Source organism: Acidovorax sp. CF316 (assembly GCF_000276605.1).
GTDB lineage: Bacteria > Pseudomonadota > Gammaproteobacteria > Burkholderiales > Burkholderiaceae_C > Acidovorax.
In genome coordinates this window covers 19,193-31,049 of sequence record NZ_AKJX01000207.1, presented here as the reverse complement: position 1 = coordinate 31,049, position 11,857 = coordinate 19,193, and the positions used below count along the sequence as shown (strand labels likewise).

At 66.7% G+C, this 11,857-nt stretch carries 12 protein-coding genes; 7 read left to right on the top strand and 5 right to left on the bottom strand.

The window, feature by feature from the left end:
* The first annotated feature begins 13 nt into the window (after positions 1–13).
* Positions 14–1,327, top strand: coding sequence for an exodeoxyribonuclease VII large subunit (gene xseA / locus PMI14_RS25275; RefSeq protein WP_035205675.1), 1,314 nt, complete (start codon positions 14–16; stop codon positions 1,325–1,327).
* A gap of 172 nt (positions 1,328–1,499) precedes the next feature.
* Entirely contained in the window at positions 1,500–2,081 is a 582-nt protein-coding gene (locus tag PMI14_RS25270) for a superoxide dismutase (protein ID WP_007858734.1), read from the top strand.
* An 83-nt stretch (positions 2,082–2,164) separates the two neighbouring features.
* On the opposite strand, the gene PMI14_RS25265 is transcribed toward PMI14_RS25270, so the two are convergent.
* Both PMI14_RS25265 and PMI14_RS34400 read right to left on the bottom strand, forming a co-directional pair.
* Positions 2,165–2,662 (bottom strand): DUF192 domain-containing protein, encoded by a 498-nt coding sequence (locus tag PMI14_RS25265; protein ID WP_007858733.1) that lies wholly within the window; start codon positions 2,660–2,662, stop codon positions 2,165–2,167.
* 128 nt (positions 2,663–2,790) lie between these two features.
* Positions 2,791–3,003, bottom strand: coding sequence for a hypothetical protein (locus PMI14_RS34400; protein WP_007858730.1), 213 nt, complete (start codon positions 3,001–3,003; stop codon positions 2,791–2,793).
* Between the two features lie 196 nt (positions 3,004–3,199).
* Between PMI14_RS34400 and icd the strand changes: the two genes are divergently transcribed.
* On the top strand, positions 3,200–4,459 hold the full coding sequence (icd, locus tag PMI14_RS25260; RefSeq protein WP_007858729.1) for an NADP-dependent isocitrate dehydrogenase: 1,260 nt from the start codon (positions 3,200–3,202) through the stop codon (positions 4,457–4,459).
* A 256-nt stretch (positions 4,460–4,715) separates the two neighbouring features.
* Positions 4,716–5,267 carry a hypothetical protein gene (locus PMI14_RS25255; protein ID WP_007858727.1) on the top strand — a complete coding sequence of 184 codons (552 nt, stop codon included), beginning with the start codon at positions 4,716–4,718 and terminating at the stop codon, positions 5,265–5,267.
* A gap of 126 nt (positions 5,268–5,393) precedes the next feature.
* Here PMI14_RS25255 and PMI14_RS25250 read toward each other — a convergent pair whose 3' ends face one another.
* Positions 5,394–6,347 (bottom strand): aldo/keto reductase, encoded by a 954-nt coding sequence (locus PMI14_RS25250; protein WP_007858725.1) that lies wholly within the window; start codon positions 6,345–6,347, stop codon positions 5,394–5,396.
* 311 nt (positions 6,348–6,658) lie between these two features.
* On the opposite strand from PMI14_RS25250, the gene PMI14_RS25245 reads away from it, so the two are divergent.
* Complete coding sequence (locus tag PMI14_RS25245) at positions 6,659–7,678, top strand: hypothetical protein (RefSeq protein WP_007858723.1); 1,020 nt, start codon at positions 6,659–6,661, stop codon at positions 7,676–7,678.
* On the opposite strand, the gene PMI14_RS25240 is transcribed toward PMI14_RS25245, so the two are convergent.
* Positions 7,666–8,265, bottom strand: a complete 600-nt coding sequence (locus PMI14_RS25240; protein WP_007858721.1) for a chromate transporter — start codon at positions 8,263–8,265, stop codon at positions 7,666–7,668. The two genes, PMI14_RS25245 and PMI14_RS25240, sit on opposite strands and share 13 nt — an antisense overlap.
* On the bottom strand, positions 8,262–8,864 hold the full coding sequence (locus PMI14_RS25235; RefSeq protein WP_007858720.1) for a chromate transporter: 603 nt from the start codon (positions 8,862–8,864) through the stop codon (positions 8,262–8,264). The genes PMI14_RS25240 and PMI14_RS25235 overlap by 4 nt, the downstream gene beginning before the upstream one ends.
* A 137-nt stretch (positions 8,865–9,001) precedes the next feature.
* On the opposite strand from PMI14_RS25235, the gene PMI14_RS25230 reads away from it, so the two are divergent.
* Both PMI14_RS25230 and PMI14_RS25225 read left to right on the top strand, forming a co-directional pair.
* Entirely contained in the window at positions 9,002–9,847 is an 846-nt protein-coding gene (locus PMI14_RS25230) for a fumarylacetoacetate hydrolase family protein (protein ID WP_007858719.1), read from the top strand.
* An 88-nt stretch (positions 9,848–9,935) separates the two neighbouring features.
* The gene (locus tag PMI14_RS25225; RefSeq protein WP_238541902.1) at positions 9,936–11,831 is read left to right on the top strand and encodes an adenylate/guanylate cyclase domain-containing protein; all 1,896 of its coding nucleotides are present in this window, start codon (positions 9,936–9,938) and stop codon (positions 11,829–11,831) included.
* Positions 11,832–11,857 lie beyond the last annotated feature (26 nt).

Here is an 11,857-nt window from a genome sequence, read left to right as displayed (position 1 = left end):
GCCGCCGTTGCTCATGTTTGAACGCGCAAACCCCATGGTGGCGCCGCGCGTATGGGAAGTTGGCGCGCTGTGCCGCGCCATTGCTGATGCGCTGGAGGCGCGCTTCAATCCTGTCGCGGTGCGCGGCGAGATCACGGGCTTCTCGCGCGCATCCAGCGGGCATTGCTATTTCTCGATCAAGGACCCCCAGGGCCAGCTGCGTTGCGCCATGTTCCGCCGCGCGGCCAGCCTGCTTGACTTTTCGCCGCGCGATGGTGAATTGGTGGAGGTGCGCGGCAAGCTCGGGGTGTACGAGGCCCGGGGCGACCTGCAGTTCATTGTGGAAAGCATGCAGCGCGCGGGGCAGGGCGCGCTGTTCGAGCAGTTCCTGCGCCTCAAGGCCCAGCTCGAGGCCGAAGGTCTGTTCGACACGGCGCGCAAGCGGCCACTGCCCGTGCAGCCGCGCGGCATTGGCCTCGTGACCTCGCTCGGGGCGGCTGCGCTGCACGACGTGGTGACGGCCTTGCGCCGCCGGGCGCCGCACATCCCCGTGGTGCTGGCCCCGGCGCAGGTGCAGGGCGCGGCGGCGCCGCAGTCCATTGTCTCGGCGCTGGCGCGGCTGTACCGGCTGGCGGAGCAGGGGCCTGCGGCCGGCCAGCCGCACATCGACACCATCCTGCTGGTGCGCGGTGGCGGCTCCATCGAGGACCTGTGGGCCTTCAACGACGAGCAGCTCGCCCGCACCATTGTGCAAAGCCCGGTGCCGCTGGTCAGCGGCGTGGGGCACGAGACCGATTTCACGATTGCCGACTTCTGCGCCGATCTGCGCGCACCCACCCCTACGGCGGCGGCCGAGTTGGTAGCGCAGCCGCGCGAAGTCTGGCTGGGGGCCCTGGATCTGATCGAAGGCCGCATCGCTGATGGCATCCAGCGCCTGCTGGACGCCCGCCACCAGCGGCTGGACCAGGCCGCCGCGCGCCTGGGCCGCCCCTCGGGGCTGGTGGCGCGCGAACAACTGCAGATGGCCCGCACGGCCCAGCGCATGCGCCATGCCGTGCTGCTGCGCCTGCAGCGCATGGAGCAGGCCCAGCAGGCGGCCGCAGCCGCCTTGCCGGTGCAGGTGCAGCGCCGCATCGATGGCCTGCGCGAACGGGTGGACCGTGCCGCGCTGCGCCTGGAGCTGCTGGACCCGCGCCTGGTGCTGCAGCGCGGCTACGCGCTGCTGGCCGATGCCGAGGGCCGCGCCGTCACCAGCGTGCGCCAGGCCCGTCCGGGCGACGCCCTGCGCGCGACGCTGGCCGATGGGGCGGTGGACGTCACCGTGGCGGCCCAGCCCCGCCTGTTGTAGCCCATGGCGCTGTAGGATCAGCGCGCATCTCCGCACGGCGTGGCACGATTGCTTGCCAACTTCTCTGCAGAGGTCACACGATCTTCCTACAATGCCCGTTCGCCTGCAGGTTCGCCTGCCCGCTTCACGGCCGGCGAGTCCGCCACAATTCAAACCACCACGAGGAAACACCATGGAACATACCCTTCCCCCGCTGCCCTATGCCATCGACGCGCTGGCGCCCCATTACAGCCAGGAAACGCTGGAGTACCACCACGGCAAGCACCACAATGCCTACGTGGTGAACCTCAACAACCTGCAAAAGGGCACGGAGTTCGAGTCGCTGTCCCTGGAAGAAATCATCAAGAAGTCCAGCGGTGGCATCTACAACAACGCCGCCCAGATCTGGAACCACACCTTCTTCTGGAACTGCATGGCACCCGCCGGCGGCGGCGAGCCATCGGGCGCGCTGGCTGCGGCCATCACCGCCAAGTGGGGCAGCTACGCCGCCTTCAAGGAAGCCTTCGTCAAGAGCGCCGTGGGCAACTTCGGTTCCGGCTGGACCTGGCTGGTCAAGAAGGCCGACGGCAGCGTCGACATCGTGAACACCGGCGCCGCCGGCACGCCCCTGACCACGGCCGACAAGGCCCTGCTGACGGTGGACGTGTGGGAGCATGCCTACTACATCGACTACCGCAACCAGCGCCCCAAGTTCGTCGAGACCTTCCTGGACAAGCTGGTCAACTGGAAGTTCGCCGAAGCCAACTTCGCCTGATTGCCTGGGTGCAATCCTTGCGCCCGTTCAGCGGGCAGCAAAAAAAACGGCCCTCGGGCCGTTTTTTCATGGGCGCAGGCAACTCACTTCTTCGCGAAGGGCGCACCGCCGAGCCTGGAGCCGGCCTTGATGCCCTTCTTGGCAAACCAGCCCTGGTTCATCTCCAGCACGAAGCGCACGGGCTTCTTGGAGCAGTGCGAGTCCAGGGTCTGCGGCTTCATGTCCTCCAGGTTGACGATGGTGCCGTCGTCCGCGACGAAGGCCGCCGTCAGCGGCAGCAGCGTGTTCTTCATCCAGAAGCACTGCTGGCTGGGCTGCTCGAAGATGAACAGCATGCCCTCGTGCTGGGGCATCTCGGGCCGGTTCATCAGGCCGATCTGGCGCTCCAGTGGGGCCGCGGCCACCTGGGCATCGATGCGGTGCATGCCGGCGGTCAGTTCCACGCGCTGCAGGTTCAGTTGGGGGCCTTCCTGGGCCTGGGCGGCAGGCGCCAGGGCCGCGAGCGACATGGCGAGCAAGGCGGTCAGGTGGAGGCGGCGGTGCAAGGAGGAGAGGGGTGTGGCAAGGCTCGGGCTGGGCATGGACAGGGTTCATTCGGTGGGAAAGACAAGAAGGGGGCGCCAGAAACAAAATCGCCCGCGGATGCGGGCGATTTTGAAGCAAACCGGAAAGGGTGGGGGTCAGAGTTCCGCACAGACCCCCAGCACCATCAGGCGGCAGCCTTCTTGGGGTGCTTCTTGGTCTTCTTTTGCGCCACTTTCTTGGACTGCTTGTGGGCGGGTGCGGCCTTGGCTGCAGGGGCCGGGGCTGCTGCCGGAGCAGCGGCAGGGGCTGGGGCGGCAGCAGGGGCGGCTGGAGCCTGTGCGAAGGACGCACCGGCGGAGAACAGACCAGCCATCAGGACAGCGAGGAGTTTTTTCATATGTGCCATTTCCTAGACGAACTATCGGGTTGAGGGCTCCGCAAAATATTCACGAAGCTCCACCTGCAACGATAGCAGCCCGTACGCGGTTGACAGGGGTTTCCGGCATTTTTTTGTCTATAGAATCTTTGTGATCAGGTGCGCCCCGCCCGGCACGCTGCATTGTGTTTCAGATATCCAACGGAGACTCCCGCCCATGACCAGCTACCAGCACATCAAGGTGCCCGCCCAAGGCCAGAAAATCACGGTCAACGCCGACATGTCGCTGAACGTTCCGGACGAGCCCATCATTCCCTTCATCGAAGGCGATGGCACCGGCCTCGACATCACGCCGGTCATGATCAAGGTGGTCGATGCCGCGGTGGCCAAGGCCTATGGCGGCAAGAAGAAGATCCAGTGGATGGAGGTCTACGCCGGCGAAAAATCCACCAAGGTCTACGGCCCCGACGTGTGGCTGCCCGAGGAGACGCTGGCCGTGCTGCGCGAGTACGTGGTGTCCATCAAGGGCCCGCTGACCACGCCCGTGGGCGGCGGCATCCGCTCGCTCAACGTGGCCCTGCGCCAGGAGCTCGACCTGTACGTCTGCCTGCGCCCCGTGCAGTACTTCAAGGGCGTGCCCTCGCCCCTGAAAGAGCCCGAAAAGACCAACATGGTCATCTTCCGCGAGAACTCGGAAGACATCTACGCCGGCATCGAGTTCGAGGCCGAGTCCGACAAGGCCAAGAAGCTCATCAAGTTCCTGCAGGACGAGATGGGCGTCAAGAAGATCCGCTTTCCCAACACCTCGGGCCTGGGCGTCAAGCCCGTCTCGCGCGAGGGCACCGAGCGCCTGGTGCGCAAGGCCATCCAGTACGCCATCGACAACGACAAGCCCAGCGTGACCATCGTGCACAAGGGCAACATCATGAAGTACACCGAAGGCGGTTTCCGCGACTGGGCCTACGCCCTGGCGCAAAAGGAATTCGGCGCCCAGTTGATCGACGGCGGCCCCTGGTGCAAGTTCAAGAATCCCAAGACGGGCAAGGAAATCACCATCAAGGACAGCATTGCCGATGCCTTCCTGCAACAGATTTTGCTGCGCCCCGCCGAGTACTCGGTGGTGGCCACGCTCAACCTCAACGGCGACTACATCTCCGACGCGCTGGCCGCCCAGGTCGGCGGCATCGGTATCGCGCCGGGCGCCAACATGTCCGACTCGGTGGCCTGCTTCGAAGCCACCCACGGCACGGCGCCCAAGTACGCCGGCAAGGACTATGTGAACCCCGGCTCCGAAATCCTCTCGGCCGAGATGATGCTGCGCCACATGGGCTGGGTCGAGGCCGCCAACCTGATCATCAGCTCGCTGGAAAAGTCGATTGCGTCGAAGAAGGTGACGTATGACTTCGCGCGCCTGATGGATGGCGCCACGCAGGTGAGCTGCTCGGGCTTTGGCCAAGTGATGATCGACAACATGTGATTGCGTTTGCCCGGATTCCCTCGGCACCCGCAAAACAGGCCCGCTCCCATGGAGTCGGGCCTTTTTTCTGCCCGTTGAATTCCTGACAGTTGCATCCGCAGGGGCGAATGGGCGCTGCATATCGGGCCGGGCCCGAGCACGCCGGCGGCGTGCAGGCGGTTGCCGGGTGTTGGGCCGGTGGTCTGCGCCATTTGGGTGCTTTTTGGCACCCGGTTACCGGTGATAGATTCAGGCGATCACCTGAGGAGATCTTGTCGTGCCGTTGCTGAACCTTGCCTGTGCCAATTGCTCCGCTCCGCTGGAGGTGGGGGCTGATCTGGAGCGCTTTACTTGCGCTTACTGCGGCATTGCGCAGATCGTGGAGCGTTCAGGCGGCGTGGTTTCCACCCGCAAGCTCGAGGTGGCGATCAGCGCTGTGCAGCGGGGGACTGACCGCACGGCTGCGGAGTTGGCCATGCCCAGATTGACGCGCGAGCTGGACGAAGTGCTGGCGCGGCGAGAGAAGGTGGTCCAGCGGCTCCAGCGCCAGTTGGAGCAGGCCGAGACTGATCGGCGCACCATTGCCCTCATTGCCGTGGTGTGCGTCTCCATTCTCTGGGCGGTCCTCTTGGGGCCGATGTTGGACACTGCCTGGCAGATTGCGTGCTTCTTTGGGGTGCTGATCGGCACCTTGGTGCTGGTCTACAAGAAATACAAGCTGCCGAAGTTCGACCTGGCGCGGGAGACAAAAAACCTGGATGAGCAGATCGACAAGATCGAAGCGCACATCAAGGCCAACCGGCGCATTCTGGACACGCTGCCGGCCTGAGCGTTTTCGCGGGCAACGCCGAAGTCGCCACCGAGGCGGCGGTTCACGTGTTGGGTGAACCGGTGGCTCTGGGTGCCAAACGGGGCTGCGTACCGTCCCGTGCGGTGAGGAGCCAGCCGTTGCAGCTCACTGCGCGCTGGCAGCGCCCAGCGTGGCCAGGGCCTCGGCGTCCAGCGTGAGCTGGCTGGCCTTCACCAGGTCCTGCAGCTGCGCCAGCGAGGTGGCGCTGGCGATCGGTGCGGTGATACCCGGCTGCACGATCTGCCAGGCCACCGCCACCTGGCCCGGCGTGGCGTTCAGGCGCGCGGCCACGGTGTCCAGCGCGGCTAGGATGCGCAGGCCGCGCTCGTTGAGGTACTTGGCCGTGGTGTTCTTGCCGCGGGCGCTCTTGGCGGCATCGGCCTCGGTGCGGTACTTGCCGGTCAGAAAGCCCGCCGCCAGCGCATAGAAGTTGATCACGCCCACGTTGTGCTCCACGCACAGCGGCTGCAGTTCCTTCTCGAACACGGCGCGGTCGTACAGGTTGAACAGCGGTTGCAGGCTCTCGTAGCGGGCCAGGCCCAGGTTGTCGCTGGTCTTGAGAGACTCTGCCAGGCGTGCCGCCGTGAAGTTGGAGGCACCGATGGCGCGCACCTTGCCGGCCTTGACGAGGTCGCTGTAGGCGCCCAGCGTGTCGGCCAGCGGCACCGTGGCATCGTCGTCGTGCGACTGGTAGAGGTCGATGTGGTCGGTTTGCAGGCGCTTGAGCGAGGCGTCCACCGCCTGGCGGATGTATTCGGGGCGCAGGCCCACCTTGCCGTCGCCCATGTCCTTGCCGACCTTGGTGGCCAGCACGATGCGGTTGCGCTTGCCGTTCTGCCTGAGCCAGCGGCCGATCACGGCCTCGGACTCGCCGCCCGTGTGGCCCGGCACCCAGCGCGAATACACATCGGCCGTGTCGATGAAGTTGAAGCCTGCGTCCACCCAGGCGTCGAGCAGCCGGAACGAGGTGGCCTCGTCGGCTGTCCAGCCGAAGACATTGCCGCCAAAGCACAAGGGGGAGACTTGCAGGCCCGAGCGGCCCAGGGGACGGAGATTCATGGAGCGGGATTCCTTGGATGGGAAGGTTGAGCACTGGTCAGCGGCATTGTTGCCGCTTTTGGCGAGTGCTGCAGGCGGACAGCGCCGCTGGCCTCGAGAGGCGGGTGGCACGCGGCCGGCCTGTGCGTGATGTTGTTCACGGCAGGGGCATCTGCTGTCTTGGTGGTCTATGGACTGCAGGGCCCAGCGAAGAGGACACTTCGCCCAGCCGCAGGGAACCCGTGCCCTGCAGGCCTTGGCTGGTACCCACGGGGATATCTGGCAAGCCCGGATCTGCAGAGCTCCTGGTCTACGCCTTCACTGGAGAAACCATGATGCGATCATCTATCAGGCGCTTTGCAGCGCTGGCACTCGGCGTATCGGTTGCCGCCACCGCCCAGGCGCAACTGTCGGTACGTCCCTCCAGCCGCGACGCGGCGCGGCAATGGCTTGAAAGTTCGTTCCCCTCCCTTTTTCCATCCGGCGCCGGGCAGGACGGAATGGCCGGGCCCTATGCCTACCGGTTCTACCCTTCAGTAGGCAATGCCTTTGCCTTCAGCGAAGGCCGGTTTCTCGTGGCCAGCCAGACCCAGACCGCAGGGCAGATCGTGGACCTGACGGCGGCCATGTGCCAGCTCAACGCCTCGCTGTGCGAGACCACGTCCGTGACTCCTCCCGGCACGGGCACCGGCGCCGCGTCGGACTGCTTCAACCCGGTGCTGCTGCAACAGGGCACGACCTACCGCTGGGACTGGCAGTCCAGCGACGGCGCCGTGCAGTTCAGCACCGAGGGCCGCATCAACGGCCCCGGCAGCTTTGCCGGGCAGTCGGGGCTGATCGAGACCGAGCGCACAGTCCTGGTGAGCAAGGCCGGAGTCACCTCGTTCAATGCCCGCGTATGGGAGTACGACAAGCTGGAAACCACACCGCAGGGGCCGGTGCTGTTGCGCTACGGCAGCACCGCCCGCGTGGAAGCGCCGATTGCCGGGATGAGGACCACCATGGTGCTCGACCCGGTCAACCGCGTGCGCGACTTTGCGCTGGCGCTCAACGAGAGCTACACGATCAACGAGGTACGGCACACCACCATGGAACTCCCCGGGCTGCCGACCCAGACCAGCACCCTGCGCGAAGCCCAGACCATCACCTACCGCGGCCAGGAAAGCGTGACCGTGCCCGCCGGCACCTACATGGCCTGCAAGTTCGAATGGACCAACGGCGCGCGTGTGTCGGCAGGGTGGACGGCCAAGGGTACCGGCCTGCCCCTGGTGATCACCGGCGACGATGGCGCAGGCAACCCCATCACGCTGTACATCAAGTCCAGCTCGCACATCAACGGTCACCCCATATAGCCGAGCGCGCCCAGCAGGGCGCCGGCGCCCAGCATCCACAGCAGGTGCAGGCGCGTCTTCCACACCAGCAGCATGGTCACCACGGTCGCCAGCCACAGCGGCCAGGCACTGGCCAGGCCGCCATGGGCCTGGGCCAGCACCCAGGTGGTGGCTAGCAGCAGGCCGATCACCACCGGCACCATGCCCTGCTTGAAGGCGCGCACGCCACGGCGCTCGCGGTTGCGGTGGCCCCAGCGCGTGGCCAGCCAGGTCAGCAGGCTGCTGGGCAGCATCACGCCCAGCATGCACAGCCCCATGCCCAGGGCGCCCAGGGCCCAGCCCAGCGGGCCGGCGCCGCCCGCGTTCAGCCCCACGTTCCAGCCCAGCAGCGCGATGAAGAGCACGTTGGGCCCGGGCGCCGCCTGGGCGATGGCAATCGAGGCGTTGAACTGCGGGTCGGCCAGCCAGGCCTGCTTGTCCACCAGGAAGCGGTGCATGTCGGGCGCCGTGGCGATGGCGCCGCCCACGGCCAGCAGCGACAGCGACATGTAGTACAGGAACAGCTGCAGCCAGTCGGCCCAGCCCATGTGGATGGTGGCGCCCGTCATGGTGCGAGCTTTCGCCAGGTGAGCAGGCAGGCCGTGCCGCCCAGCAGCGGCAGGGTCCACACCAGCGGCCAGCGCAGCACGGCCATGGCCACCACCGTGAGCACCGTGATCACCGAGCACACGGCAGGGCCCAGCGGGTGGGTGCGCAGCGTGGCCGAGAGCTTGAGGCCCGTGCCCGCGATGAGGCCTGCGGCCACCGCGCCCATGCCGCGCAGCGCGCCGGCCACGGCCGGGTGGCTGGCAAACTGGGCATAGACCACGGCCAGCGACAGCACCAGCATGAGCGGAAACAGCAGCATGCCGGCCAGCGCCGCCAGCGCGCCGCGCCAGCCGAAGTAGCGGTCGCCGATGGTGATGGAGAGGTTGACCACATTGGGGCCCGGCATGATCTGGGCCACGGCCCATTCCTCGACGAACTCCTCGTTGGTCATCCAGCGCTTGCGCTCCACCAGCTCGCGCTGCACCACGGCCAGCACCCCGCCAAAGCCCTGCAGCGCCAGCCAGGTGAAGGACCAGAACAGGTCGGTGCAATTGCGGGGAGCCGGGCGCGGCTCTGCCAGGAGGGGTGGGATGGGGGAGGGCGGTGTGGCTGGGGCCATGGGGCGCGGGACAGGCAGGGCAGGAGGCAGGAGACCGGGCGCCATCGCGGCGCCAGGCTGCGATGTTAAACGCCCGGACGGGGAATTGCCCTGCGGGGTATGCTGGCGCCCCTTGCATTTTCGCGACCCATTCCGACATGAAACTCCTCCGCTACGGCCCGCCCGGCGCAGAGCGCCCCGGCCTGCTGGACGCCCAGGGCGTGCTGCGCGACCTCTCCATGCTGCTGCCCGACCTGGGGCCGGCCCAGCTCAACCCGCGCACGCTGGCGGCCCTGGCCGCCATCGACGCCACCCGCCTGCCGGCCGTGGAAGGCACGCCGCGCCTGGGCTCCCCCGTGGGCGGCGTGGGCAAGATCGTCTGCGTGGGCCTGAACTACGCCGACCATGCGGCCGAGGCCGGCATGCAGGCGCCGGCCGAGCCGGTGCTGTTCATGAAGGCCGTCACCTCGCTGAGCGGCCCGAACGACGCGGTGCGCATTCCGCCCGGGTCGCAGAAGACCGACTGGGAGGTGGAGTTGGGCCTGGTCATCGGCACGCGCGCCAGCCACGTCAGCGAGGGTGTTGCGCTGCAGCACGTCGCGGGCTATGTGCTGGCCAACGACGTGTCCGAGCGCTCCTACCAGATCGAGCGCGGCGGCCAGTGGGTCAAGGGCAAGAGCTACGACACGTTCGCCCCCATCGGCCCCTGGCTGGTGACGGCCGACGAGGTGGCCGACCCGCACGCGCTGGACCTGTGGCTCGAAGTCAACGGCCAGCGCGTGCAAAACGGCAACACGCGCAACTTCATCTTCGGCCTGCCCACGGTGATCTGTTACATCAGCCAGTTCATGACGCTGGAGCCCGGCGACATCGTGCTCACCGGCACGCCCGCCGGCGTGGGCCTGGGCCAGAAGCCCGCGCCCTGGTTCCTCGAGCCCGGCGACGTGGTGCGCCTGGGCGCCACGGGGCTGGGCGAGCAACTGCAGATCTGCTCGGGCGGTTGACGCCAGCGCGCCGGGGTAGTCGGGCGGCCGCAACGTGCAGGGTTGATGCGCTTGCCGCCTGCAAAGCGGGGCGTGGATACTCTCGGCTGTGTCCTCTGCCCCATCCCCCCATTCCTCGTCGGTGCTCACCCGGCTGCGCCAGCGCTTCGGCCGCAGCGCGCTGTATGCCGGGCTGTGCCTCATGCTCTGCGCGCTGGCGCTGTTCGAGGTGACCACCTGGCACAAGCTCGACGCCCTCGACAACCGGGTGGGGGACGCCTTGCTGCGCTGGCATGCGGACAGCCGCACGCCGCCGGAGGACATCGTCGTGGTCGATATCGACCAGGTGTCGTTGGTCAATCCACAGATGCTCGACGTGGCCGGCAAGTGGGTGTGGCCCCGGGTCATCCATGCGGAAATGATTTCTGCGCTCGTGGCCCAGCAGCCGCGCGCCATCGTGCTCGACCTGATCCTGACCCAGCCGGACCGCTTTCGTCCTGAAAACGACGTGGAGCTGGCCAAGGCCCTGGCATTCGAGCATGCCTTCATCCCCATGGTGCTGGAAGAAAACACCGAACAGAAGGCCCCGCTGAGGATGGCGCCGCCAGCCATGGGCATACGCCCGCTGGAGAACGCGGACCCTGAAGCGGCCTATGGGATCGAAGGCCCGCTCTCGCTGCCGGCCGAGGTCTGGCGCACGGGGTACATCAATTTCATCAAGGACCGAGACGGTATCGGTCGCCGCACCGAGGTGGGCCGGGAAACCCAGGGGTGGTGGATTCCGCACATCATCGGCCGGGTTGCCGATGCCCTGCAGCTGCCCCAGCCCAGAAAGCCGGGCTTTCGGCTGAACTGGTATGGCTCGGAATTCACGCGCATTTCCTACGCCGATGCCTACCTGGCCACCCAAACGGGTGATCGCAAGCTGCCTTTCGACGCGCGCGGCAAGATCATCGTGATTGGCGCAACGGCCAGCGGCATTCTGGATTTCGTGCCCACGCCCATGGATGCCACCACGCCAGGGCCCTTCGTGCTGGCGACTGGGCTGGCCAATCTGCAGAACAACGAATGGTTGCGCGAGGCACCGGACTGGGCCAACCCGACCCTGGTGCTGATCCTCATCTTCGGCCTGGCGCTGGCCTTCGTGGTGCGCGTATCACCCACTTGGGTGGTCATGGGCTACGGGGCGCTTGCTGCGGCGGCCATCGGGGGAAGCGTCGTGGCCTTGCAGGAAGCGAATGTGTATTGGATGCCCGTGTCCTCCCTGGTGCTGGGCGCCGTCGCGCTGCTGGCCTTCGGCTTGCTCTCGTCGCGGCTGGAGATGGGGCAGCGGCGCCACGTACAGGCCATGTTCTCGCGCTTCGTGGACCCCCGCATCGTGCAGGATCTGTCAGAAACGGTGGCCGAAGCCGAGGTGTCCGCCAGCCGCGAGATCACGCTGCTGTTCTCGGACATCCGGGGCTTCACCAGCCTGTCGGAACACCGCAAGCCCGAGGAGATCGTGAACATCCTCAACCGCTACTTCGAGATGCAGGTGGAGGTGATCTTTCGCTACCAGGGCACGCTCGACAAGTTCATCGGCGATGCCATCATGGCCTTCTGGGGGGCACCCATCGCCCAGCCCAACCACGCCGTGCTGGCCGTGGAGGCGGCGCTGGGCATGGCCGACGCGCTGCAGCGCTTTGCCGACGACATGGCGCGCGAGGACCCGACGGCCAAATTCGACATCGGCATCGGCGTGCACACGGGCTCGGCCGTGGTGGGATTCCTGGGCACTTCGCGCCGGCTGGACTACACCGCAATCGGCGATGCCGTCAACCTGTGCAGCCGCATCGAAGGTTGCACAAAAGGGATAGCCCGGGTTTTGGTTTCCGAGTCGACAAGAGCACAATGTGGGGAAACATTTGTTTTCATTGACCGCGGCGATTTCGAGGTGAAAGGCCGCGACCAGGCGGTGCGGCTTTTCGAGCCGCAGCGCAGGTCCAGTGGAGGGGCGCCGGAATGATCTGGCGCATAGGTATCGTCATACAG